Origin of the sequence: Halorubrum lipolyticum DSM 21995 (assembly GCF_000337375.1) — an archaeon.
Lineage (GTDB): Archaea > Halobacteriota > Halobacteria > Halobacteriales > Haloferacaceae > Halorubrum > Halorubrum lipolyticum.
Genome location: NZ_AOJG01000041.1, coordinates 207,549 through 230,808, shown reverse-complemented (window position 1 = coordinate 230,808; position 23,260 = coordinate 207,549). Strand labels below are relative to the sequence as shown.

Annotated in this window: 33 protein-coding genes, 2 tRNA genes and 1 pseudogene; 29 read left to right on the top strand and 7 right to left on the bottom strand. The window is 60.3% G+C overall.

Features of this window, described 5'->3' with window-relative positions; all coding sequences use genetic code 11:
• Positions 1 to 43: 43 nt before the first annotated feature.
• Positions 44 to 129 (bottom strand) — tRNA-Ser (locus tag C469_RS15860).
• 247 nt (positions 130 to 376) lie between these two features.
• On the opposite strand from C469_RS15860, the gene C469_RS15855 reads away from it, so the two are divergent.
• The 18 genes from C469_RS15855 to C469_RS15770 all read left to right on the top strand — a co-directional run bounded on the left by C469_RS15855 (position 377) and on the right by C469_RS15770 (position 10,653).
• Positions 377 to 1,417 carry a zinc-binding dehydrogenase gene (locus C469_RS15855; RefSeq protein ID WP_008008414.1) on the top strand — a complete coding sequence of 347 codons (1,041 nt, stop codon included), beginning with the start codon at positions 377 to 379 and terminating at the stop codon, positions 1,415 to 1,417.
• On the top strand, positions 1,407 to 1,733 hold the full coding sequence (locus tag C469_RS15850; RefSeq protein ID WP_008008412.1) for a hypothetical protein: 327 nt from the start codon (positions 1,407 to 1,409) through the stop codon (positions 1,731 to 1,733). Before C469_RS15855 ends, C469_RS15850 begins: the two co-directional genes overlap by 11 nt.
• Before the next feature lie 138 nt (positions 1,734 to 1,871).
• Positions 1,872 to 2,450 carry a (d)CMP kinase gene (gene cmk, locus C469_RS15845; protein ID WP_008008410.1) on the top strand — a complete coding sequence of 193 codons (579 nt, stop codon included), beginning with the start codon at positions 1,872 to 1,874 and terminating at the stop codon, positions 2,448 to 2,450.
• A gap of 88 nt (positions 2,451 to 2,538) precedes the next feature.
• Positions 2,539 to 3,516, top strand: a complete 978-nt coding sequence (locus tag C469_RS15840) for an RNA-guided pseudouridylation complex pseudouridine synthase subunit Cbf5 (RefSeq protein WP_008008409.1) — start codon at positions 2,539 to 2,541, stop codon at positions 3,514 to 3,516.
• A gap of 75 nt (positions 3,517 to 3,591) precedes the next feature.
• Positions 3,592 to 3,662: transfer RNA gene (locus C469_RS15835), tRNA-Pro, on the top strand.
• Between the two features lie 152 nt (positions 3,663 to 3,814).
• The gene (locus C469_RS15830) at positions 3,815 to 4,357 is read left to right on the top strand and encodes a hypothetical protein (protein WP_008008407.1); all 543 of its coding nucleotides are present in this window, start codon (positions 3,815 to 3,817) and stop codon (positions 4,355 to 4,357) included.
• 268 nt (positions 4,358 to 4,625) lie between these two features.
• Positions 4,626 to 5,216, top strand: a complete 591-nt coding sequence (locus tag C469_RS15825; RefSeq protein WP_008008406.1) for a J domain-containing protein — start codon at positions 4,626 to 4,628, stop codon at positions 5,214 to 5,216.
• Entirely contained in the window at positions 5,209 to 5,721 is a 513-nt protein-coding gene (locus tag C469_RS15820) for a hypothetical protein (protein WP_008008404.1), read from the top strand. The genes C469_RS15825 and C469_RS15820 overlap by 8 nt, the downstream gene beginning before the upstream one ends.
• The gene (locus tag C469_RS15815; protein WP_008008402.1) at positions 5,711 to 5,938 is read left to right on the top strand and encodes a hypothetical protein; all 228 of its coding nucleotides are present in this window, start codon (positions 5,711 to 5,713) and stop codon (positions 5,936 to 5,938) included. The genes C469_RS15820 and C469_RS15815 overlap by 11 nt, the downstream gene beginning before the upstream one ends.
• Positions 5,939 to 6,139: 201 nt before the next feature.
• Positions 6,140 to 6,376, top strand: a complete 237-nt coding sequence (locus C469_RS15810; RefSeq protein WP_008008400.1) for a hypothetical protein — start codon at positions 6,140 to 6,142, stop codon at positions 6,374 to 6,376.
• 169 nt (positions 6,377 to 6,545) lie between these two features.
• Positions 6,546 to 6,764, top strand: coding sequence for a hypothetical protein (locus C469_RS16975; RefSeq protein ID WP_241430043.1), 219 nt, complete (start codon positions 6,546 to 6,548; stop codon positions 6,762 to 6,764).
• Complete coding sequence (locus tag C469_RS15800) at positions 6,764 to 7,621, top strand: hypothetical protein (protein ID WP_008008396.1); 858 nt, start codon at positions 6,764 to 6,766, stop codon at positions 7,619 to 7,621. The genes C469_RS16975 and C469_RS15800 overlap by 1 nt, the downstream gene beginning before the upstream one ends.
• A 7-nt stretch (positions 7,622 to 7,628) precedes the next feature.
• The gene (locus C469_RS15795; RefSeq protein WP_008008394.1) at positions 7,629 to 8,150 is read left to right on the top strand and encodes an HNH endonuclease; all 522 of its coding nucleotides are present in this window, start codon (positions 7,629 to 7,631) and stop codon (positions 8,148 to 8,150) included.
• Between the two features lie 12 nt (positions 8,151 to 8,162).
• Positions 8,163 to 8,414, top strand: a complete 252-nt coding sequence (locus tag C469_RS15790; protein WP_008008391.1) for a hypothetical protein — start codon at positions 8,163 to 8,165, stop codon at positions 8,412 to 8,414.
• Entirely contained in the window at positions 8,404 to 9,426 is a 1,023-nt protein-coding gene (locus C469_RS15785) for a hypothetical protein (protein ID WP_008008389.1), read from the top strand. Before C469_RS15790 ends, C469_RS15785 begins: the two co-directional genes overlap by 11 nt.
• Positions 9,413 to 9,694, top strand: a complete 282-nt coding sequence (locus tag C469_RS15780) for a hypothetical protein (RefSeq protein WP_008008387.1) — start codon at positions 9,413 to 9,415, stop codon at positions 9,692 to 9,694. Before C469_RS15785 ends, C469_RS15780 begins: the two co-directional genes overlap by 14 nt.
• Positions 9,684 to 9,905: a hypothetical protein gene (locus C469_RS15775; protein ID WP_008008385.1), complete on the top strand. Its 222-nt coding sequence runs from the start codon at positions 9,684 to 9,686 to the stop codon at positions 9,903 to 9,905. The genes C469_RS15780 and C469_RS15775 overlap by 11 nt, the downstream gene beginning before the upstream one ends.
• 136 nt (positions 9,906 to 10,041) lie before the next feature.
• Entirely contained in the window at positions 10,042 to 10,653 is a 612-nt protein-coding gene (locus tag C469_RS15770) for a tyrosine-type recombinase/integrase (protein WP_008008383.1), read from the top strand.
• Positions 10,654 to 10,779: 126 nt separating this feature from the next.
• Here C469_RS15770 and C469_RS17880 read toward each other — a convergent pair whose 3' ends face one another.
• Entirely contained in the window at positions 10,780 to 11,106 is a 327-nt protein-coding gene (locus tag C469_RS17880; protein WP_449272122.1) for a DUF7344 domain-containing protein, read from the bottom strand.
• Positions 11,107 to 11,543: 437 nt separating this feature from the next.
• Positions 11,544 to 11,792 carry a hypothetical protein gene (locus C469_RS15765; RefSeq protein ID WP_008008381.1) on the bottom strand — a complete coding sequence of 83 codons (249 nt, stop codon included), beginning with the start codon at positions 11,790 to 11,792 and terminating at the stop codon, positions 11,544 to 11,546.
• Positions 11,793 to 12,491: 699 nt separating this feature from the next.
• On the opposite strand from C469_RS15765, the gene C469_RS15755 reads away from it, so the two are divergent.
• Positions 12,492 to 12,815: a hypothetical protein gene (locus C469_RS15755; protein WP_008008379.1), complete on the top strand. Its 324-nt coding sequence runs from the start codon at positions 12,492 to 12,494 to the stop codon at positions 12,813 to 12,815.
• Positions 12,816 to 12,818: 3 nt separating this feature from the next.
• Here the strand turns inward: C469_RS15755 and C469_RS16540 are convergent, their stop codons facing one another.
• Together C469_RS16540 and C469_RS16535 are read right to left on the bottom strand one after the other, a co-directional pair.
• A complete protein-coding gene (locus C469_RS16540; RefSeq protein WP_082230168.1) occupies positions 12,819 to 13,637 on the bottom strand; it encodes a TaqI-like C-terminal specificity domain-containing protein in 819 nt (272 codons plus the stop codon).
• Positions 13,541 to 15,910 carry an Eco57I restriction-modification methylase domain-containing protein gene (locus tag C469_RS16535; RefSeq protein WP_449272123.1) on the bottom strand — a complete coding sequence of 790 codons (2,370 nt, stop codon included), beginning with the start codon at positions 15,908 to 15,910 and terminating at the stop codon, positions 13,541 to 13,543. The genes C469_RS16540 and C469_RS16535 overlap by 97 nt, the downstream gene beginning before the upstream one ends.
• Positions 15,911 to 17,040: 1,130 nt before the next feature.
• Between C469_RS16535 and C469_RS15745 the strand changes: the two are divergent.
• Positions 17,041 to 17,247: pseudogene (locus C469_RS15745) on the top strand (restriction endonuclease); the annotation flags it as partial.
• A 114-nt stretch (positions 17,248 to 17,361) separates the two neighbouring features.
• On the top strand, positions 17,362 to 18,060 hold the full coding sequence (locus C469_RS16970) for a hypothetical protein (RefSeq protein WP_147587335.1): 699 nt from the start codon (positions 17,362 to 17,364) through the stop codon (positions 18,058 to 18,060).
• Between the two features lie 246 nt (positions 18,061 to 18,306).
• Here C469_RS16970 and C469_RS15740 read toward each other — a convergent pair whose 3' ends face one another.
• Both C469_RS15740 and C469_RS17795 read right to left on the bottom strand, forming a co-directional pair.
• Positions 18,307 to 18,603, bottom strand: coding sequence for a winged helix-turn-helix domain-containing protein (locus tag C469_RS15740; protein ID WP_241430042.1), 297 nt, complete (start codon positions 18,601 to 18,603; stop codon positions 18,307 to 18,309).
• A 29-nt stretch (positions 18,604 to 18,632) separates the two neighbouring features.
• A complete protein-coding gene (locus tag C469_RS17795; protein ID WP_008008373.1) occupies positions 18,633 to 18,929 on the bottom strand; it encodes a transcriptional regulator in 297 nt (98 codons plus the stop codon).
• 239 nt (positions 18,930 to 19,168) lie between these two features.
• Between C469_RS17795 and C469_RS15735 the strand changes: the two genes are divergently transcribed.
• The 8 genes from C469_RS15735 to C469_RS15710 all read left to right on the top strand — a co-directional run bounded on the left by C469_RS15735 (position 19,169) and on the right by C469_RS15710 (position 23,036).
• Positions 19,169 to 19,366: a hypothetical protein gene (locus C469_RS15735; protein WP_008008372.1), complete on the top strand. Its 198-nt coding sequence runs from the start codon at positions 19,169 to 19,171 to the stop codon at positions 19,364 to 19,366.
• Complete coding sequence (locus C469_RS15730; protein WP_008008371.1) at positions 19,359 to 19,682, top strand: helix-turn-helix transcriptional regulator; 324 nt, start codon at positions 19,359 to 19,361, stop codon at positions 19,680 to 19,682. The genes C469_RS15735 and C469_RS15730 overlap by 8 nt, the downstream gene beginning before the upstream one ends.
• Positions 19,682 to 19,945 (top strand): hypothetical protein, encoded by a 264-nt coding sequence (locus tag C469_RS15725; RefSeq protein ID WP_008008370.1) that lies wholly within the window; start codon positions 19,682 to 19,684, stop codon positions 19,943 to 19,945. Before C469_RS15730 ends, C469_RS15725 begins: the two co-directional genes overlap by 1 nt.
• Positions 19,942 to 20,217, top strand: a complete 276-nt coding sequence (locus tag C469_RS15720; protein WP_008008369.1) for a hypothetical protein — start codon at positions 19,942 to 19,944, stop codon at positions 20,215 to 20,217. The genes C469_RS15725 and C469_RS15720 overlap by 4 nt, the downstream gene beginning before the upstream one ends.
• Positions 20,214 to 20,378 carry a hypothetical protein gene (locus C469_RS17075; RefSeq protein WP_160163073.1) on the top strand — a complete coding sequence of 55 codons (165 nt, stop codon included), beginning with the start codon at positions 20,214 to 20,216 and terminating at the stop codon, positions 20,376 to 20,378. Before C469_RS15720 ends, C469_RS17075 begins: the two co-directional genes overlap by 4 nt.
• Positions 20,375 to 20,503: a hypothetical protein gene (locus tag C469_RS17655; RefSeq protein ID WP_261797451.1), complete on the top strand. Its 129-nt coding sequence runs from the start codon at positions 20,375 to 20,377 to the stop codon at positions 20,501 to 20,503. The genes C469_RS17075 and C469_RS17655 overlap by 4 nt, the downstream gene beginning before the upstream one ends.
• A complete protein-coding gene (locus C469_RS15715; protein ID WP_008008368.1) occupies positions 20,500 to 21,600 on the top strand; it encodes a tyrosine-type recombinase/integrase in 1,101 nt (366 codons plus the stop codon). The genes C469_RS17655 and C469_RS15715 overlap by 4 nt, the downstream gene beginning before the upstream one ends.
• Before the next feature lie 338 nt (positions 21,601 to 21,938).
• Entirely contained in the window at positions 21,939 to 23,036 is a 1,098-nt protein-coding gene (locus C469_RS15710; RefSeq protein ID WP_008008367.1) for a DoxX family protein, read from the top strand.
• Positions 23,037 to 23,260 lie beyond the last annotated feature (224 nt).

The window sequence follows — 23,260 nt, the reverse complement described above, 5'->3', positions numbered from 1 at the left end:
GAGCCCTACCGGCGCGAATCCGGCGGTACTCGGTCCGTTCGAGCGTTGCGGCGGGGATTCGAACCCCGGAGGCAGTGACGCCACAGAGTTAGCAACCCTGCGCCTTGGGCCAGGCTTGGCTACCGCAACTCGCGTCGTATCATCGCCCTCGTGGACTCGGGACCCGGCGCCCCTGCAGTTCGTGCATCCGTATGGTCCCCCTTTCGGTACTTAAACATCACGAAAGGCTCGGGTCGGGTGTGCCCGGTTCACACCAGTGTGAGCGTTTGTCACGGCAGAACGGGTGTTTTATCCGAGCGGTGACACGGGAATCGTGTGCGCGGTTCGGGGTTCCGTTTGCCATACCGTTTAGTGGGTGCCGCGGATGGGTCCGAGTATGAAGGCCGTCCAGTTCGACGCCCACGGTGACCGCGACGTGATCGAGTACGGCGAGTTCCCGGATCCCGAACCCGACCGCGGCGAGGTCCTCGTCGACGTCAAGGCGGGAGCGCTGAACCACCTCGACATCTGGACGCGGCGCGGCATGCCCGGTATCGACCTCGAGATGCCGCACATCCCCGGCAGCGACGCGGCGGGCGTCGTCGAGGCGGTCGGCGAGGGCGTCACGCGCTTCGAGCCCGGCGACCGCGTCGCGGTGAGCGCCGGGGTCTCCTGCGGCGAGTGCGAGTTCTGCCGGCACGGCGAGGAGTCGCTCTGTCCGTCGTTCCACATCATCGGCGAGCACGTCCGCGGCGTCCACTCCGAGCTCGCGGCCGTCCCCGCCGAGAACCTCGTCCCCGTTCCCTCGGGCGTCGATTGGGAGGTCGCCGGTTCCGCCTCGCTCGTCTTCCAGACCGCGTGGCGGATGCTCCAGACCCGCGCCGACATCGAGGCCGGCGAGAAGGTGCTCGTGCTCGGCGCCTCCGGCGGCGTCGGTCACGCGGCGGTGCAGATCGCCGACCACGCGGGCTGTGAGGTGTTCGCGACCGCGTCCACCGAGGAGAAGCTCTCGCACGCCGAGGCGTGCGGGGCCGACCACGTCATCGACTACGAGACGAACGACTTCGCCGAGGAGATATCGGAACTGACCGGGCGACGCGGCGTCGACGTCGTCGTCGACCACATCGGGGAGGCCACCTACCCCGACTCGCTGAAGTCGATGGCGAAGGGCGGCCGGCTCGTCACCTGCGGCGCGACGACCGGCCCGAATCCCGACGCCGGGCTCAACCGGATCTTCTGGAACCAGCTATCGATCATCGGATCGACGATGGCGACCCCCGGCGAGGTCGACGACGTACTGGAGCTCGTCTGGGACGGCACCTTCGAGCCGCGCGTCCGCGAGACGCTGCCGATGAGCGAGGCCGCGCGCGCTCACGAGATGATCGAGAACCGTGAGGGCTTTGGCAAAGTGGTCGTAAAACCCGACAGTGAGCTCTGAATCCGACGGCGACGCGCGCGAGAGCACGGACGGCGGCTACGTCCACGCGCCCGGCGACGGGAGCGACGGCGCCGATCCGGCCGCCCCGACGGCGGAACCCGAGCCCGACGGGTTCGGGCGGAAGGGATGGGCGCTGACGGCGGTGCTGTTCACCTGTATCCTCGTCATCCCCGGGATCATCTACGTCTACCCGTACGCGGCGGGGGCGCTCGGGTTCTCGTTTTTCGCGACGTACCTCGCCTTACCGCTCATTCCGGCCGTCCTGCTCGGGGCGGTCGCGGTCTGGTCGATGACCGGTGCCACGCGGGATCAGTAGGACGACACCGAGGTCGCCAACCGCGAGGCGGTCGGCGGCCTCTCGTCGACGCGGTCGGCACCCCCTCGCCGACGCGCTTTGTTCACCACACGCGCGGCGAACGACAACCGTTTTGAACGACACCCGCGCAGTAGCGATATGTTGATCACCGTCTCCGGCCCGCCGGGAAGCGGGAAGAGCACGAACGCCGCGGGGCTCGCCGATCGGCTCGGACTCGACCACGTCTCCGGCGGCGACATCTTCCGCGAGATGGCGGCCGAACGGGACATGACGCCCGTCGAGTTCAACGAGTTCGCGGAGGAGGACCCCCAGATCGACCGGGACCTGGACCGCCGGCTCCACGAGATCGCCACGACCCGCGACGACCTCGTGTTGGAGTCGCGGCTCGCCGGGTGGCTCTCCGCGGACCACGCCGACTTCCGGTTCTGGTTCGACGCCCCGGTCTCGATCCGCGCCGAGCGCATCGCCGAGCGCGAGGCGAAGCCCGTCGACCGCGCGAAGGCCGAGACCGAACGCCGCGAGGCCTCCGAGAAGAAGCGGTACCGCGGGTACTACGACATCGACATCGACGACCTCTCGATCTACGACGCCGCGTACAACACCGCTCGGTGGGGGCCGGAGCCGTTCATCGACGTCCTCGTCGCGACCATCGACGCGTACGACCCCGCGACCGACGAGGGGAAGGCGCCGATCGAGGGCGTGAGCTACGACTTCTGACCGCTGAATCCACACTCACCGCACTCCCCGCACTTCCGACACCCACGCTCACCACACTCCCCACACTTCCGACACTCACATTCCCCGTATGACCCGAGATTCAGACGACACCGACGACGATACCGCCGACCCCCTTCGAGCTCCGCCCGGCGAGCGCTCGGTCCCGGAGCTGCTCCGGTTCGGCGTCGTCAACGTCGACAAGCCCGCCGGCCCCTCCTCCCACCAGCTCTCCGCGTGGGTTCGCGACGCGATCAACGACACGCTGGCGGCGCTGGACCCGGACGGCCCCCCGATCGCCGGGGTCGCGCACGCCGGGACGCTCGACCCCAAGGTCACCGGCTGTCTCCCGACGCTGACCGGCGACGCCACCCGGGCCGCGCAGGTCTTCTTAGAGGGCAGCAAGGAGTACGTCTCGGTGCTGGAGCTTCACGGGTCGCCTCCGGCGGACTTCCGCGACGTGGTCGCCGAGTTCGAGGCGGAGATCTACCAGAAGCCGCCGCGCAAGAGCGCGGTGACTCGCCGGCTCCGCACCCGCACGATCCACGACCTCGACCTGCTGGAGGTCGACGACTGGCAGGCGCTCCTCCGGATCCGGTGTGAGTCCGGGACGTACGTCCGGAAGCTGTGTCACGACATCGGTCTCGCCACCGGTGTCGGCGCGCATATGGGCCACCTCCGCCGCACCACCACCGACCCGTTCGACGACGGCGACCTGCACCCCTTACAGGACCTCGTCGACGGGCTCGCGTGGGCCGAAGACGGCGACGAGGCTTCCCTCCGCGAAGTCGTCCGCCCGGCCGAGGACGCGTTGGTCCACCTCCCCTCGGTGACGATCGCTCCCTCCGCCGCGCGCAACGTGGCCACCGGCGCGCCCGTCTACGCGCCCGGCGTCATCGACGCGGACGGTGTCGGCGCCGACGAGAGCCCGGGGCGGAACGGGGACGGCGACCCCCCGCTGGTCGCCTGTCACACCCCCGACGGCGCCGCGGTCTGTCTCGGGCGGCTGGTCGGTGACCCCGACGCGGAGTCGGGCGTCGTCGTCTCGCTGGAGCGCGTCCTCGTCTGAGGCCACCGTGGTCGGTCGGCGAGGGATGAAACGAAGTCCTTAATTACCGGACTCTCATTTTTCAGGATGCAGACGGGGACCGTGGGGTAGTGGTATCCTATGCGGATGGGGTCCGTATGACCTGAGTTCGACTCTCAGCGGTCCCATACGAAATTTTACACGAAACGTCTGAAACCGGCCAGCTTAGCCGCTATTACGGAGGTTTGGCATGACGGGGAACTGNCTCAGCGGTCCCATACGAAATTTTACACGAAACGTCTGAAACCGGCCAGCTTAGCCGCTATTACGGAGGTTTGGCATGACGGGGAACTGTCCAGTTCACCCGTCAGTTACGCTCGTCGAAGACACGAGCTACGACGTTCCGAGAGAGTATTGTCCACAGTGTGAGAGCGGCGAGCGGCGCGACTCAGAGCGGCAGTCAGTTCCAAGTGGAACTGTCCCGCTGGATTTCAAAGGCCAACGCGACGCCGACAGCGCGAGCTGGGAGCGCGCTGACCCGAAGGCGGCGCTGATCGAGCGCCGAGCGTGGAACACGTGGCTCGTCACGCTGCCGGACGGCGACGACGCACACCTCGTGACGCTGCAGAGAGATCACGGAGCCGTCGTCGGTGAGTGTGTGCTCGCCGAGAGCGGTGATCAGTGCCCGGCGCGCAAGTACAACGACGCCAGCGAGCCGTGCGCTCACCAGTGTACAGTCCGGAAGGCCGCGTTCGGTGGCATCGAGGACCTGTACGGTGACGTAGTCGAGATCTTCTCGGCGGAAGAGGTTGGGACCGCTCGCGCTGACTATCACATCGAGAGCGCAATGGCCGACGGTGGTCGCCGAGGTGGTGATCGATGACCTCCGTTTCGACTGTTTCGCGTGGAACAACTGGAACGTACGATTCGTACGAGTCCGTCCACCCGTCGTACGACACCGATTCGCTGGAAATTGGCGCTCTTGCCGCCTCTAAAGCCGAATCTGTGAAGTCGTACGAAGGTACGGGGGTGTGCAAGAATCGGTCCCCACGTGACGCACCCGAGTGTGTGCCCGCGAACTTTAAGCGGCGCGCGCGCCGCCGCGCATTATGCGGCCGTGGCCGTGCTCGCAGGCGTAGCGGGGTGGCGGCATGAGCCGTCTCGACTGGCCGGTGCGGTTCGAGCGAACGCCGGGGTCGGAGCGCGAGCGGAATCGGAGCTTCGAGGCGACGCTCGCGACGACGACCTCGGAACTCGAGACCGAGATGGACCGGATGGGCGTCGACCACTGGCGGGCGTCGATCGGGAACTCACACACGAAGTCGAACGGGCTCCCGCTGCACAACGCGAACCCGGACGATCCGGGCTTCGTGCTGCGGTGGACCGACGACGAAGAGCAGTTCGCGGTGGCGTGCGACGCCTCGCCGCTACTCCGCGACAACGTCCGGTACGTGCTCAAGTGGGTCAACGAGACGCGGATGCGGAGCCAGCGGCCGGTGAAGACGGGCGACTCGGAGTTCGCGGCGGCGCGGCTCCCGCCGGGAGACGGTGACCACGCAGTCGCCGGAACTGCCACGAGGCAACCGGCGCACGAGGTGCTCGGCGTCGCGCCGGATGCACCGGAGAACGTCGTCGAGTCGGCGGCACGGGCTCGGAAGGCGGAGACGCACCCGGACAACGACGGCGACCGCGACGAGTTCCAGCGCGTCGTCGAGGCCGAGGAGGTGATGCTCGATGAGTGAGTCGCGAGTCGCGAAGGCGACGATCAGCGACGACGAACGGCTTGAGGCGCTCGCCGAAGCCGAGGAGGAACACGGGTCGCTCGCAGACGCGATTCGGTTCGCGGTCTCGGAGGCGTACGTCGACAACGACGAGGCGAGCGAGAGCAGCGACGGCGAGATCCCGCTGAAGGCCCGCGAGGGACACCGGAAGCTCGTCGAGTGGACCGGGATCGGCGGCCGGATCGAGCTGGAGACGGCGGAGTCGGTTCTCGCGAACCACCTGAACATCAAGACCGACGCGATCCGGCGGATCGTGGTGAAGCCGCTGAAGGCCGCGGACGTGATTCGGCTCCACCAAGGCGTTCACGACGTGTGGGTCATCGTCGGATCGCTCGACGACACGACGGCAAGCGTCGACGCCGAACCAGACGCACCGGCGCCGAAGGCCGCGACGGACGGTGGGGAGGCGCGTGAGCGGCTCGACGAGCTGGCGGCGGCCGGCGCGGAGGTGGCCAATGGCGAGTAGTGAGCGCGTGGTCGGAGCCGCCGAGAACGTCGACAAGCGCGGTCCGTCCGAGCCTGAGCCCTACGAGACCGACCTCGACGAGCGACGCGTCATCTACGCGTACTGCTGTACGTGTGAGGAGACGGAGACGTTGCTGCTCGAGGTGGGCGACGACTCGCCGTGGGCTCACGACACGTCGAACGCGAGCCACGAGGTCGAGTACTGGAGGGAAGCATGAGTCGAGCAACATCGGCTCGCACGGCCACGAACGCCGACGCGAACGCTACTGACGGGGATCGACAGGACACCGGCAGCCGGCACCCCTCTCGAGACTGCGAGTGCCCGGCGTGCGACGGGGCCAACGGAGGGCTCCGGTTCTGTTCGAAGTGTCGCTACAACGGCTGTACCTCTGGGAAAGCGCTCTGCGGGGGTGGCGACGATGAGTAAGTCGGACGGCTACAAGGATCGCGGAATCACGGGGTTCCTCGCCCAAGGGCGGCAGATTCAGGAGGGCGATGGAAGTTTCACCGTAACGATTCCCAAGGCGCTGGCGATGGAGTGGGAGATCGAGCACGGAGACAACCTCCTGTTCACAGCCAGCGAGGGCGACGACAAGGCGACGATCCACAAGCCCGGCAGCGAAGGCGGATTCTCCCTGGGGGTGTCGGATGACTGATCGTCACCGCACAGCGGAGCAGAACCGCTCTCCGTCCGAGAACCTCACCGAAGCGGCCGGCGAGAGAGTCGCGACGGACGGTGGAACAGTACGGAGGAAGACGCCCGACACAGCGGCGACGGACCACCCGGCGGTTCTCGATGTCGACGTGGTCGGCGATCGAGCGCTGGTGAGCGTCGAGAAGGGCGATGTCTCGCTCGTGCTGGAAGCGCCGGCGGCGATCTCCGCCGAGGAGCTGGAACAGACGCTGAGCGGCGTGCCGGAGAGCATCGAGCGGACGACTGAGCGATTCGCGAAGACGACGACTATGAGTGCCAACACCACCGAAATCGACGAGAGTACCGACGCCGAGGACGCGACTGTCGAGGATGTCGGGGGTGGTGTCTAATGGCAGCGGCTGACGCGGAAGAGACCGAGGGCGCTGTCGAGGGGGAACAGACGCCGGACGTGGAGTCGGATCAGGCCGGAAACCTGTCCGTCGTCATCCGCTCTGAGGTGCTCCAGCAAGTCGTCGATCAGCTGCTGACGGTCGTCGACGAGGCGATCTTCCGGCTCGGGTACGATGGGCTGTCGGTCATGGCTGTCGACCCGGCGAACGTGGCCATGGTCGAGATCGAGGTCGAGCCGGGCGCGTTCGAGTCGGTCGGTGACGGGATGTTCCCGATCGGGCTGAACCTGCAGCGCCTCGACGACTACATCGACGGGGCGAGCGGCGCGGATCCGATCACGCTCACGTTCCAGCCGGAGACGCTCTCGGTGGAGATCGAGCACACGAACGTCGAGGTGGAAATGGCGGGCATCAACACGGACATGATGCGCGACGAGCCGGATATCCCGGATCTCGACCTCGACAGCGAGTTCACGGCCGATGCGGGGGTGGTGACGGAAGCGATCGAGAACAGCGCTCTCGTGAGCGACCACGTCGAGCTGGAGTCGGCTGTCGACGACGGGAAACTGGTCATCTGTGGGCACGGCGACACCGACGACATCAAGACGGTTCTCGGACCCGAGAAGATGTCGGAAGCGAACTTCGCGTCTGACGCGGTGGCGATGTACTCGGTTCCGTACTTGACCGGCGGGTCGACGCAAGGATCGAAGTACAGTGGACTACTGAAGCCGGTGAGCAGCGGGACGGATCTCCGGGTGCGGTTCGCTGAGGATACGCCGATGAAGATGGACTACGAATTCGCGGACGGTTTCGGCAGCGTGCGAATGATGCTGGCGCCGCGGATTCAGAGTAGGTGATGAAGGTGTGGGACACTATCACCTCGGTGAGAACCGCGTACAGCCGTTCGCGCGGTTCGAGCACGCGAAGCCTGGTGACGGGAGCGGAGCAGGCTACGAGCGCTGGCGTTCGACCGAACACCGGCCGCATACCGCGAGCGCCGGTCGCGAAGACGTGTACGTCGCGCACCACCGACTGCTCGCGGTCGTCGAGTGCTACTCGCTCGACGAGCCGATCGAGTCGGTACTCGAAGATCTCGCAGAGAAGGACGTGCACCACCGCAACTGCGTCAAGTGGGACAACCGTCCAGAGAACATCGAGCCGGTCGAGCACGCTCGGCACGCCTCGATCACGCAAGAGCAGGTCCGAGCGTGGGCGGAAGACGAGAAGCGAGAGCAGCGCCGGCGTGAAGACGGCGTCTCGGAGGAAGCTGTCTGCGACGGGTGTCACGAGCCGGCGGAACTGCTCGCGACATCGCCCGGCTTCGCCGGCGAGCGGTGTCTGGAGTGCGCGAAACAGGAGTCGGACGGAGAGCCGATCGAGGTCTAACGGAGGTCACCAATGAGCGACGAGAACCTGGAGCGGATCGCGGAGGCGATCGAGCTACAGAACGCGCTACTCCTGCAGTTGGTGCAGGATCAGCGGCGCGAAGCAGAGTGTGAGCGGCCGGGTGAAACGTCGCGGACGGATCGGGCGACGGCGACCTCGGTCGCTGACTCGTATGGGGACCTGTACGGCGGGTCGCTCGGCTCGTGGGAGTTCAAGCCGGTCGCTGAGCAGGTCGAGCAGATGGGTGATTACGATGGCGAGTGACACGACGAAGGGCGAGTGGAATCCCGGCAAGAAGTATCGGGCCATCCTCTCGCAGATCCAGGACGTGCTGTCCTCGGGCGAGAAGCGTACGGTTCGCGACGTGTACTACGCGCTCGAATCTCGCGGTCACAAGTGGGAGTACCGCTACGTGAAGCGGGCGGTCAAGAAGGGGCGACGCGCCGGCTACATCGATCCTGCTCAGATCGTCGACGCCTCACGGACGGCGGAGAACGTCGCAGCGACCGGCTGGCGTGATCCCGATCACTTCGTTGAAGATCGCGTCGACGAGGTGTGGAACGACTACTGGGAAGACTTCTGGCGCGAGCAGGAGTCCTACGTCGAGGTCTGGCTTGAGAAGCAAAGCCTCGCGTCAGTCTTCGCGCCGGTCTGCGAGGAGTACAACGTCCGCTTGGAGGCGACTCGCGGGGACTGGTCCGACTCGAAGGTCTACCAAGCGAGTAACCGACTCAGAGAGAAGATCGCCGACGGGAAAGATGTCAGAATCCTCTATTTCGGAGACTACAATCCCTCTGGGTTTCACGCTCCTGTCAGCATCCTCGACGCGATGGGGTACTACGGTATCGACCTTGGTCGGGACTTTCCTGGTTCCGACGATCCTCGATACTACGATGCCGAACACGGTGCTCCGTTCTGGTTCACAAACTACGACGGCACCTTCGAGCTGGAGAGGAAGGCTCTGAACACCGAACACATCGAGAAGTTCGAACTTCCCGAGAATCCGGTACCTTCGTCTTCGGACAAGGACGCGACGATCAAGCGGTCGTTCCGTCGGTACGTCTCCGATGGACGCGATACCAACGTCGAACTGAACGCACTGAAGGAGTTCGAGCGGGAGTTCCTCGAGGAGCTCGTTCGAGATGCGATCGAGGAACACGTCGATCTAGAGAAGAAACGCGAGGTCGAGAACCGAATCCGCGAGCGCCGAGAGCAACTCGCGGAGTGTATCGACATCAACCGGGACACTCTGGAGGTGGCCGATGACGACGAATGAGGAAGTCTCGGACGCGTTTGTCGCTGTCGTCGACGGCGTCGGCTGCGATGTCGCTCACCTGCGGAGCGAGTGGCGGCAGCGGACGGCCTACGGACGGATTCGGCTCACGCCGCTGCTCGTGGTGTACCCGTTCATTGCGACGTTCTACATCGGAGCGGCGGGGTTGATGTACTGGCTCTTCCGGGGAGTGGAGTTCGCTGTGGCCGGCTGGCAGCGGCTGTGTGACGTACGAGAGCTTCTAGAGCCGGAGGTCTACGATGGCGAGTGAACGCTCGGTAGCGTACCGGCACCTCACGCACCCGGCGACGTGGGTTGGCGTTGCGTTCGTCGCGGCTGGGGCGATCGTCCCCCTGGTGCTGTACCCTGAGCATCCGGGTGTCGTCTCGACGACGGCGTTGATCGCGTTGCTCTGTGGGATCGCTGCCACGCGCATGGCACAGTACACTGAGATCTCGAGAGAGGAGGGCGATACCGAGTGAGTATGAGATTGATGAACCGGTCGGAGGGTGTGTCAACGCCTAAGACGAGTTTGGGATTCTTTCTATAGACTCCCAAACTGACCGCTCTTCCCTGCTGTACTGCTTATAAACAACCCACCTCAGAACACACCGAAAAATGGATTCCCAAACTCAAGAGAAGGCGACAGTCTGGCTGAAACCGGAACAGGTCGAGAAGATGCGGAGTGCGACGGTCGAGTCGAGCGCAACGTACCTCGCTACTCGCAACGACGCGCTGCTCGCGACGCTGTACGACTCGGGGCTTCGCGTGAGCGAGGCGATCGCGCTCGATGTCGACGACCACTTGGACCTCGACGACGGGGTGATAGCGCTCCCGGCTGATCTCCAGAAAGACTACCCGACCGACCGCTCGCCGAGCTACACCGAGATCGAGCTCGCCGACGAGACGGTGCGGACGCTCCGGATGTACCTCGCCGGTCGCTGGAAGGACACCGCGGCGCTGTGGCCGTCGCGACAGTCGGACCGGATGTCGACCGAGTCCGTGCGGAACGTCGTACGAGACGCGGCTGTCGCCGCCGACGTGCGCCCCATGACCGTCGCCGGGCGAGGTAACCCGGAAGACGTGACGCCGCACACGCTCCGCCACAGCGTCGCCTATCGGATGCTTAACGTCGAGGACGGGAACACGTTCTATGACGTGCGGAACCGACTCCGGCACGCGAGTATCCAGACGACCGAACGCGTCTACGATCACATCGACCGAGTCTGACCGAAATCTATATCGAGATCTCCGTCTCTGCTGAAATCCTCTTTCGTTGATAGTCTAGCAAGACCGTGCTGAATACAGAACGCGAATCTATCATAGAGGGAGGGAAAGAGGAGAGTTACTTGTTTTTCAGATGCTTGGACTGTGGGTCTCCGAGATCGGTTCGAGAAGTGCTTCGAGAAGTTCGTCACCGTCGTATCGGACTGTCTCGGAACGGGGGTCGAAATCAAACGTATCAATTGTACCTAGTTTGGGAAGGTGGCTATGGCGTAGGGCAATTGCGAGTTTGTCACGCTCGCCTGGTGTCTGATCCTGCCTTTGGAGGTGGTTGACCAAGTCACTGATCGATACGTGACCAGTCTCAGTTTCTTGCAGGAAATAGATAATACACCGTCGCTCGTACTGGTCTAACAGTGCGAATCGTTGATTTATTTTCTCTGTGGTGTACTTGTCCATGCTCTCGTCTCACCTCTGACATTCACATCCAACATCATATAATTATAGGTTAATTGAACTTTATTACGAATAATCAGGATTTGTTCTACTGGCGGACGAGAGAGTCAAACGCGGGTGATGTCCGACTGAAATGCTGAGAGATGTTCTTTTTTGTGAAACGAGAACGTTTGATGCTAACTACACGCTCTGCATTCTGCAAACGGTTCTCATCAGTCACGGAGGATTTCTCCAGAGCCATATCTCCGCAGATCTCGATATGGCGATCTCTGAGGCCGGCCGGTTCGGGTTTGCTGCTGCCTGCTGAGGATCCGAGCCCATGCGCGAGCGTATGTACAGGGACGTGACGGGGAGGGGGAACGGACCGAGTCGATCGTCGCGAGAGAGCGTCGGCTCGGTGAGCGAGCTGACGGGCGAACGGTCGAAGGAAAAGACCGGGGTTACAGGTCGGCTTTCGACGCCGGGATCGAGCGGCCGGTCGAGCGTTTCGGCTGTGAGTCGTCTCCGAGACCGCCCACGTCGAGCGGTTGGACCGTGAGGACACCGTCAGAGGCGGACGAGTAGAGGTGCGCGTCGACCAACTCGTCGTCGTCGTCGACTAGTCCCCACTCGCGGAGGAGCTCTTTCGGGATGACCACGCCGCCGCTTCCGTTGCCGAGATCTCGCAGCTTGCGGATATCTCCGGACATCGATTACCTATTGTCTCGGTGGAACTTGAAAACACGGGTTTATTGTATCATTCTGGTGTATTCATATCCATAGATACGACAAATTTTCTGATTACTCGATCGTTCGATCGGAAGTTCGCTCGGAGAATCGCGGCGTCGGTGTCGACGACCGAGCGGTTGGGCAGGTCGAGTGAGAATGCACCGGCGACCGACTCGTCAGCGGAGACAGCGAGCCGAACACGGTATCCGGCGTGAGATCGCTACCGCGGTCGACGCCGTCGACGGTCTCGTCGATCGGTTCCGGGGAAGCTCGGCATCAGCTCGGCGGACGTTCAGAGAGGGAGCGGCAGATGAAACCGATTTCAATCACTCGGCGAGATCGAGCCGAACCCGGCCGAGTCGGGGATTACGCGCTCGCGCGTGCGCCAGCCCCCCACCCCCCCGCGGGATGGAGGTCGGCGTGAACGTCGAGAATCCGCTCGACGACAAGTAACTGAACGTGGTTGGTCGAATCGGCGTCAGCGACCACGCGGTCGAGCGGCGAGCGGGCGCGGCGGTCGGCGTCGCAGTACGCGCGCGGTTCGGAGTTGCGCACAGGGGTCCCCGGGGATGTACGAGGCTACACGCCGACGTGCGGGGAGGCGCGTCGACGTATGTACAGTTCCACTTTCAGTTCGGGTTCTGAGTACACTTTTGAAGAAAATCTGTGTCGATCGGTGCATGACAAAGGTACAGGAACTCGTTCGCAACGCCGACGGCACAATTCCCGATCCGGTCGGCTTTGACCCGTTCGATACTGTCGGAATCAAAACGCGCTACGTCGACAAAGCGGTGTACGCGCACACGTTTCCGCTCAAGCATCTCCTCTGTCTCCACGAGTCTAACTTTTGTGCTACGCTCAATCCCGATCTCACGGTAAATGAGTTGGTTGTAACGAGCCGGGAGCCGTGGGAGGAGCGACGGTTTCGCGTTACGATGCCCGACACGGTGACTGACGAGTTCTACGACCAGCTGGAGATGTACGAGAGAGCGAGTACTATCTAGAATTCACTCTAGTAGATCTAACGGCTGTACTGACTCGTGCTGGCTGTTGAACCGGTATACGTGCTCTTGTAAACTCTGTTCTGACATGTCGTAGAGTTCAAATACAGCTTCGTCGATCTCTTGCTCAAGTTCGTCAAGATCGCCCTCGTCGCGTTCTGAGATATCCTCTTGCAGTTCCGTGAGAGCTTCTATGGCTATGTCGTCACGTAGTGGGACAGGAATCGAGACAGTTTGATTTTGACGAAGTCGAGTCCCCTGAAGCGCTTCCTGCACGTATTCGGCTTTTCTCTCTGAATCGATCCCCTCCGAAAGTGACTGACCATCATCAAGAATTAAAGTGACATCTCCTTGGAGGTCGTTCTGAATAGATGGTGACGCGATGAACGACGAATCCGGTGTGAAGGTTACGTTGACGAACTCTTCCCCGCTCTCTCGCGCCTGTATGATATAGGGGTCAGGGAACTGGGGAATCTTCGCTTCTAAGTCTTTTAGATGGAGAATATCTTGAATCGCCGACTCAATCGTTCCACGAACATCTCCTTCTGGGATCTGAATCGGCCACTTCGAAATGTAATCCTCAATATATCTGAATGCTTTCCCCTTGTGAATACGTGAATAGTGCTTGTGATAGTATTCTAACAGCGAGGAATTCAAAACCCCTGCTATCACATACTTTTTGTCATCATCGACAACGAAACTATACACGCTCACATTATGCGGAGCCATTATTCCCTTCTCATCAAAGCACAATTTATTCCGCTGTACAAGATCACCAGTGAGGATTTTTGGGCGTGGTAATATCTCGATATTCTTCCGATACATGTACCGATACCNCCCTCGTCATGCCGATCGAGCCAGTCTACGTTGGCTCGCAGCTCGTTACTCAATTCTTGATATTGAGATGTACTCAGATCAGGGAGTCTGAAGTTTTCATTTCCGTTATCGTCGATGACCTCATCTTCCTCAATGACGCCCAACTCAAACGCAAGTCGGTTGTGGATCTCCTCACGCTCTACAGAGTCATTAGATAGTGTTTCCAAGACGATTGGTTCCGTGAAATATTCCCAAGTGAGGTTATACTCGTCGTGCAGTTCTTTTGGTCGAATTAATTCTGCTCTTTCATCTCCTTGTTTGTAGGGGACGAAGACTAGACGGTTGTCCCACGAGGGAAGCCATCGGTCAACATCCTCGCTACTAATATCGATCTTCAGTAGGTCTGTTTCGACAGTATATGTTTCATCAATCTCACGAGGAGTAATCGGGAGAGTATCTATCTCGGCGAACTTTTCCTTACTAATTCCAATAGTAGGATGAACGATATAAGCACTATCACCGCTGGTTTGAATACCAACTCTAATGTCGTCACCAACAAGGTTTGGTGCATCTTCTAATTTATTTTCTCTGATAACACGCCTGTCACCGAGCCGCAAGTCCATCCGCTCCTCGACTTTATCAAGGAGTTGCTGTTCTGTATCTGGGCAGAATGGCCATGTATCTGCTATCGGGAGTTGATTCGACACAGTGACCCGCTGACCATTAGCAGTATATCTAGTGGAATTTTCCTCTCGGTACACTTCTCCGCGGCTTACCCAGACCCGTTCTTGGAATACGGATGAATCTACGTCGAAAAACTCGATTGTCGGGTGAGGATCTCTCGAACGGATCGTTTCAACAAGTGCAGGAATATCGATGACATCCGAGTCATTAGTTACGTCCCATTGTCGAACACGTGTTCCAGTAATCGTATAATCACTGGTAAATGACCCATCTTCAACGAACGAGCTCCAGTCGTCGTTTTCAACTTCTTTTTCAACTGTAACAGTGGCAGTATAATTTGTTGCTTCAGGGAATATCGGAACGTCAGTGAAGTCGATGATCTCCTTAATTTCATTCTTAGCAAGTAAGGCTCGAACCTCTTTTGCGCCAGAATTGTAGAGAAAGCGGTTTGACACGACGAATCCCAGTTTCCCCCCGGTGTGAAGCATGTCGAGGCCGCGCTCGATAAACTCCATATAGGGATCTGATTCGCCCCAAGCCGAATAGTAGAGTTGCTGCATCCGTCGATTCTGGTCATCCCCAGTGTATCTATTCTGCTTAGCAACCCACGGTGGATTTCCGACGACGTAGTCATGTGAAATATCGTTCTTAACGACGGACGCGAGCACAACGTCCTCAATGAGTTTCAACAGTCGGCCATCGTTGTAGTCATGACGTAGCTCTTCAACAGTTCCGAGGAACCCGTTTGCTGTGTCAAGGAAGACGTTTGCAATCTGCTCTGTGTTGATGTGAGGCTCAAAGTAGTCGGTAAAGTATGACTCCAATTCGTCCTGCTCAACCTCATAGCGTTCTTGCCGACCACCGATTTCCTTGACCGCGTCGAATACACCGAGTAGTGCCGAGAAGTACTGCTGTTGGTTCTGAATTTCATGTAGAGTTTCCTCCTGTACGTGGCTAAACTCGGGTAGTTCGAAGGGAAGAGATTCAAAATCGCTACCCTGCCGAATTGGCAGAGGCATCTTGAATTCAATCATTCCTTCGTCGTGGCTGGCTGTGAGTGTCCGCTGTAGACCTTCCTCAACCTGGCTCTCATCGATAAGTGAGTCTGTGCGGTAAATCGGGAGTCGTTTGAGGACGAAACCAGGCCCTTCTTGCTCGACAGCTTCCCCGTACTCCGGCAGGATGTCGAGCATAAATCGAATCTGTGCAAGCACTACGGCGAAGGGGTGAATGTCCAATCCAACGAGTCGGGACCGTTCACACAGGTTACGGAGTTCTGTCGCCCAGTTCGTGTCCTCACCGCACTGTTCACGGTACTTCTCCAAGGCCTGAATTAGGAACGTACCTGAACCGCAAGAAGGGTCAATGAGCCGTTGTTGGCGAAGATCGCGGTCACTTTCCAGAGGATCATAACCCGCGGAGTCCAAAACGTATTCTGCCAAAGTGGGCGGTGTGTAGAATTCACCCAGCGCACGGCGGGTTTCCTGTGTGAAGTGTTTTTGATACAATTCTCCGAGCGGGTCGCCGCGGATGTTCTTGTAGTTGAAGCGTGAAACGGACAGGATGAATTCGAGCAATGTCCGATCAAACTCTTGCATGGCCTGCGGCCATTCAGTTTGACTTAGATCTCGGACATCACCTGCATCGTAATCCTCGACAGGAGCATTCCACCAATAATAAATATCCTGCTCGAAGATCGATTCCACGAGTTCCTGACGCATCTGGTCCATCAGATCTCTCGCAGCGATTGTGTAGGACCCCGTAGGGACGGTATCACGGAATTCACGCGTGTTCCCGAGTATGAACTCCGAGAGAGATAGAGAAGGGAAATCGAAGTCATCGCAGGCCTTCGCCAGCATGAATCGCCCGAGTAGCGACTGAACGGTTTCAACAGCGAACATGACTTTTTGCTTGTTCGCTGCTGATCCTGCGATATCTTGCCACTCATCGGGGAGATCACTCCATTTTGGTTCTGCTGAATAGTACTCCTCCCAGAACTCGTAAGCGTCCTTAGGGAATGCATTTTGGTCACGTTCAACGTAGTATTCAAGAAGATTGTACGTCTTTTCGAGCATTTCATAGAAGATGGTGTTCTGCTCGTTAGCGAAGGTAGACAGGAACTCATTCTGTCCAACTCGCTCACCATCAATTACCTCTCCAATGGACACAGAATCAATCGAATCAAGATATTCGGTAAGGTCGGCCTTCGTGCTGAATTCGTAACTTGGTTTGTGAAGGTTAGCGACCTCGTCAGCTTCGTCGTCCGTGATATCTTCTAGCGAATTGCGGAAGATGCGTTCCGCTCGGTTGCGTGCCCCTCGTTCATATAGAATAAATTCCTGTCCATCAGTCAAAGCACCATACTGTGATTTGAGAGGTTTCACATATTGCTCCCATAGTTGGGGCTTGTGACTCGCTAGATCCTCATCTCGAGACGGTTTCTTGAATTCGATCGTAAATACAGTGTTATCGAGGTCGTCTTTTCCCGAGTAGTCTGCACGTCCCTTTCCAACGATACTTTCCTCTGAGCGAATATCGACTCCGAAACCCTCGTATCCGAGTTCAGAAAAGAACCCTTCATCAACAAAAATATCCATTACCTCACTTTCGGAGAGGTTAGGATTCTGTTGGACGCTCTCGAAGATGGAACGTAGGATATCCTGCATTAAGTGCTACTGCACTGTCGACCTGTGATAAGGTTTCGGTCGGAATACTTTGCATGAGAATTGTCGTCGATCGGTTGAAGCCGATCGAGTTGCCCGATGTCGACGACGTGGCCGACGACCTGGAAAACTACCTGCAGACGAAGAAGCGCGCCGAGGAGCTCGACGCCAAGATCGAGCAGACGGACCAGCTTATCGACGAGATCGTCTACGAACTGTACGGGCTGACTGAGGAGGATATTGCGATTGTCGAGGAGGCTGTCGGAGAGTAACTAATCATTCCAAGAAGGGATAGAATTCAGTACAAATTCGTTGTCAGGACAATCTACTTCGGAGATACTTTTATGTTCAAAGACTGATTATTCTCAAGAGAGTTATCATGACTCGTGAACACTTTCAACTTCGAAGACGCTATCGCTGATACAATCCACGTAGATACTACTGGCGAGGATACAAAAATACGGTTTGACGGACAGACTCTCGGATTTGTTCCGTCTTCTAACGGGCCTGGATACTCCATCACGAACGATTGGAATAATCGACACTTTACGATCGGATTTGACGAAAATTCAGTTCTGTATCATCTCACCCGAGAAGATGATGATGATCGGAGGTCAGGGAAGGGAGACATGAAACGAGATGAATTCGTCGCTGAACTGTATGGATACGTACGTTTCTTAGCGCATCCAATCCACGAAGACTACGTAGATCTTGAACTGGTTGGTTCGTTCAATGTCGAGGCAGCGCGAGAGTATCTAAAAGAGAAAGGTGTGATCGAGTACACGGATACTGGATTGACGGTAGATAATTCTCAGAAAGACGATTTAGCAGAGGAATTAAGGAATAATCCTTCGGATTCTGGCGAACTATTGAGCAAGATGTTAGATCCGGTTCCTTTCGACGAAATCAGGGAAAGTGGTGAAATCATATTCGTCTACCCATCCTACGACCGTGTGGACTTAATCTTCCTTTATCCAAACGAACACGTAGGTGTTGTAGAGGCAGGGGAATTATCGAATAGATTGGCAGAAGGAGGAGGATCACAGATTATGGATCACGTATTCCGATCGATCACATCAGATTAAAGCCATCTCTGGCGCTATGTGAATTTCCGATATGGCCAAAATAAAAATCCAAGCCAAGAACGCGGAGCTCGAAGCACACGATATCCAGGAAGGTGATAGCGGATTAATTCTGAGAGATGAGGAAGGGAATCGCATCGGCTATGTTCCCTTCAAAAATCTTGACTACGCTGAGCCGGGTCAGTAGAGGTTCAATTAGAACCAAATTCCGCAGGAACTCTCCGCTACCTCTAACGGGTATCTGAAGAGTCACCCGAACCCGGCCCACCAGCCGGGGCGTGTCGCGTGGGGAGGTCGAAACGCGGGGAGCGGGCGGATCAGCTCGGCGTCGACGTAGCCAGCGAGGTAGCCAACACCACGTGTTGTGATCGACCAGTGGTCGTCAAGGTCGCCGCGATCGTCGACAGCGACCCAGTCGGCGTTCGCAAGAACGCGGAGGCGACTTCGAACGAGACGACCGCTGAGGTGGAGATCATGAGCGATCTGCCACCACGACGCGGGGTCTTCGCGGCTGAGATACTCAAGAATCTGATCGTCTTCCTGCACCAGCCAGTCCGCCGATTTCTTTATCATAATCAGGGTCCGGCATGCGCACCTTCGTCACCATTCTGTGTCTGTTCGTTGAGTTCCTCGGCGTCAAGATCTCCGTCGAGATACTTTTCGCCCTTTTCAGTCAGACTGTATACTCCGTTTGGAAGTCGGTGGAGAAGTCCATGATCTGCGAGTTTGTTAAGACGGCGAGAAATGTTTGGCCTGCTCGTGCGAATATAGTCTTCCTTATTCAATTCACTCGCAGATGTGGGGCCTCCGTCTTGGATAATTTCCATTATTCGGTCATCCCAAATGGTCATCCAATCAGTGCTCTTTCTCATTGTGCTCAATTTTGAACTGCTACATCTTCGTTTGCGGGTATCGATACTAAAGTAGTATATGGGTTAGATATTTCCTAAACTAGCATATTCTATCGAGCAGTACATTTATGAACAGTCAGTATAATGGTGTAGATACGGAGCCCGAGTGACGAACCCTCGGCTAGTGAGAAAGTGTAGGATCCCGGTCGCGGTGCTGAGACACCCGACCGGGTCGGGTTCTGTGCTGAAACCACAGAACCATGCGAACGAAGGCAACTGCGGGGCTTAAGCCCTGCGCGACGATCGGCGAACCGAGCGGGAACAACGACGGCGGCTGCGGGCTGTGCGAGGCGTCGGCGGACGGCTACGACGCGTCGTTCGGCGGCGCGCTCTGCAGAGAGTGCGCGGACGCGTTCGGCGACCTCCAGAGCGATCTGCGGGAGGTGCGCGATGAGTAGCGCGGCGCACGGCGAGACGCCCGAGATCGACGGGACGGGCGCTGTCGCCGATCTCACCGCGTTCCAGCGGGACATTCTCCGACTGCTCGACCACGAGGATCACCAGAAGGGAACCTCGATCCGAGCCGGCCTCGAGGCGTACTACGGGATCGACGTGAACCACGGGCGGCTCTACCCGAACCTCGACCAGCTCGTCGACAAGGGGCTCGTCGAGAAGGGCGAGCGCGACAACCGGACGAACGACTACGCGCTCACGGAGGCCGCCCGCGACGCCCTCGACCGCCGCGATCGGTGGGTCGCCGGAGGTGACGCCTGATGCCCGGGTTCGACGACCGGGTCGCGAATCTGACGCTGGAGACCTACCAGACGCGCGGCGAGGACTTCGACAACGACATCGAGACGAAATGGAGCGTTGACGCTCCCGGCCTCGAACTCCCGTGTTCGGGCGAGACGCCTGCGGAGGCGCTCCGCGTACTCGCCGCGTCGCTGGAGGAAGACGACGGAGCCGCCGAGATCGAGGAGCTACTCGCCGCCGAGTCCGAGGAGCCCGCGGAGTTCGACCCGTGGGGTGAAGCGTGAGGTTCACCCGCATCGCGGACGGCGAGGTGACCGCGTACACGGTCGGCGTCGAGCGCCTCGAACCCGATGCCGACTCGGAACTCGAGCCGGCGGGCTACCACTCGCCGCAACTGCTCTACGCGGTGATGACGCCCGGCGCGGTCGTCGCCGACTACGATGTCCACCGACTCGCCCGGAACCTACCGGGCGACGCCGGGTGGGTCGTCGACGAACTCCGCGATCTCGACTACGACGAGCTGGCGGGCTCCGACGCCCCGGAGGCCGACGCGTGAGCCGGCGCGTCGAGGTCGAACTTCGCGCGGGAGACCACGTCTTCCGCGAGGAGGTCGACGTGAGCGTCGTCGCGACCGACGACGCCGCGGTCGACATCGCCCGCCAGCGAGCGGGGATCGCTCCCGAGTCCTTCCGGACGGGCGAGGTGGTCGCGCCGTGAGCCGGAAGCTCTGGCGCTGTAGCAACTGCGACCGTCTCGTCGACCGGTTCGTCAACGGGAACTCCTGTCCGAACTGCGGGAGCCGGTCTTCGGATCACGTCGCAACGGGGATGCAGGGGTCATGAGCCTCGGAACCGAGAGCGGTGACGGGCTCCGGCCGATACCGCCGCGGACGGCTGTCGAGCGCTTCGTCTCGAAGCGCGAGATGGACAGCACGGAGCAGACGATCAGGACCTACAACGACCGGCTGATGCGGCTGGTGCGGTGGCTCGAAGCGGAGGACGTGCTGAACATCAACGATGTGGACGGGCGGATGCTACAGGAGTTTCTCGCCCATCGGCAGCAGTCGTGTAACAAGACGACGCTGAACAACGAGTTCGGGACGATCAAGAAGTTCTTCGAGTTCCTGGTCGCGATCGAAGCGACCGAACCGGAGATGCCGGACAAGGTGCAGCTGCTCAAGCCGTCGGCGACGGCCGACGAGCAGACGAACACCGAGAAGATCTCCCCGGCCCGGGCTCGGAAGATCCTCGCGTTTCTGGAGCGGTACGAGTACGCGAGTCGCAACCACGTCGTCATGCTGCTGATGTGGCGGTTCGCGTTCAGGTACAGCGATCTCCGCGCTATCGACGTGCGAGACCTCTCGCTCGACGGCGAGATCGACGAGGATCGCCTGCGGGAGATCGGCGAGGAGCCGGAGAACCTCCCGGACGAGATCGGCCCGCACCTCTACATGGTGAGTCGCCCGGGGACGGGGACCCGGCTCAAGAACCACCTGAAGAGCGAGCGCGTCGTCTCGCTGACCGACGAGGAGGTGCAGGTACTCCGGGACTACATCGAGACGAAGAGGGTCGGAGTGACGGACGATGCGGGACGCGAGCCGCTCGTCACGACGGTCCAAGGTCGCCCGACGGATGCGAGCGTTCGTCGGTGGATGTACCGGATGACGCAGCCGTGCCTGGTCGGCGACTGTCCGCACGACCGGGATCCGGACGATTGCGAGTTCCTGACGCACGGCCACGAGAGCGGTTGTCCGTCGACGCACGCTCCCCACCGCATCCGGACGGGGGCGATCTCCAACATGCGGGAGCAGGGGATCTCGGTCGAGGACGTGGCCGAGCGGGTCGACGCGACGCCGGAGACCGTGAGGCAACACTACGACTTCAGTGCGGAGATGAAGCGCTTGGAAAACCGACGCAGTCAGTTCGAGGATTTACAATGATAAACGAAGCGATAAGCGGGTCGAATAGCCCGTATGACGGCCGCTCAGCGGTCCCATACGAAATTTTACACGAAACGTCTGAAACCGGCCAGCTTAGCCGCNTAAGCGGGTCGAATAGCCCGTATGACGGCCGCTCAGCGGTCCCATACGAAATTTTACACGAAACGTCTGAAACCGGCCAGCTTAGCCGCCGTTGCGGCGGCCTCCCACGGCGGAGGCCTCCCTCCCCGGCCCACCGGTCTCGTTGGTCGACGATACGGAGATATCGAACGGTTCAGCGTTTCTCCCGAATGTCCATGAGGAAACACCGTTAGGTACGTCCGGTCCATAGGGACGGTATGTCTGTGCGCTCTCGGCCAGTCGCCGTTGCCGCGATCGCCCTGTTCGCGACGCTCGTCGCGCGGCCGGTCGCGGCTCACGTCGATTACGTCACCGAAGACACGGGAGACCCGCTCGACGCGGTGGCGTTCACCGTCGAGGTGTTGTCGGACCCGCTGAACGCCGCGGTGTTCGCGGGCGGCGGACTCGTCACGGTCGCCGGGCTCGCCGCGTACCTCTGGGTGCGACCGACGATCACCGACGTGGTCGTCCTCCGCGAGAAGCTCGCCGGCTACGCCGACCTCGTCCCGTGGATGCTGCGGCTCGCCATCGGGCTCCCGCTCGTCGGCGCCGGGTTTCAGGGGTACCTCTTCGCGCCGACGCTCACGTTCGATACCGGGGCGAGCCCGCTCCTGCGGGTGTTGTTCATCGGGCTCGGCTTCTTCGTCCTCTTCGGGCTCGCGACGCGGATCGCCGCGACGATCGGCCTGCTGACGTACGCGTGGGTCGTCCTCTCGGTCGACGCCGCCGCCGTCATCGCGATGGAGTACGTCCCGGTGCTGATCGCGCTCGTGATCCTCGGCGGGGGTCGGCCGAGCGCCGACGACATGCTGCTGGCGGTCGCGAGCACACCGGGGTCGTACTACGGCCGGATCGATCCCGTCCACCACCTGAAGTCGTTCCTCGACTCGTCCACGGCCCCGCTGCGCCGGTACGTCCCGACCGTCCTCCGCGTCGGGATGGGAGTCACGTTCGTGTACCTCGGGCTCATCGAGAAGCTCGCGGACCCCGGCAGGGCGTTGCTCGTCGTCGAGAAGTACGACCTCACGTCGGTCGTTCCCGTCGACCCGGGGCTGTGGGTCGTCGGCGCCGGCGTGGCCGAAATCGCGGTGGGACTCGCGCTCATCGCCGGGTTCTTCACCCGCGGCGCGGCCGCGCTCTCGTTCGTGTTGTTCACGACGACGCTGTTCGGCCTCCCGGACGACCCCGTCCTCGCCCACGTCGCGCTGTTCGGCATGGCGTCGGCCGTCTTCACGCTCGGGTCCGGCCCGCTCTCGTTCGACCGTCTGGTCGGCCGACCCGCGCTCGACGACGAGGCGGTCGTCGCGGCCGACTGAGGGCCCGAAGGCGGTGACGCGTCGGGGCGGCTCGCTGAGTAACGCTCCGCAACCACTACACGCGGCTCGCTCCTGGGTCCGGCAATGACCGATTAGGCGGAGCAGTCGGCCAGATCGCGTGTATCCCGCGTGTACCGGCGACACCGCTCGTCCCCGACAGACGAGGCACGAGTCGAGATGAGGCACGAGTCGAGATGACGTGATGGGTAGATAGATGATCCCGG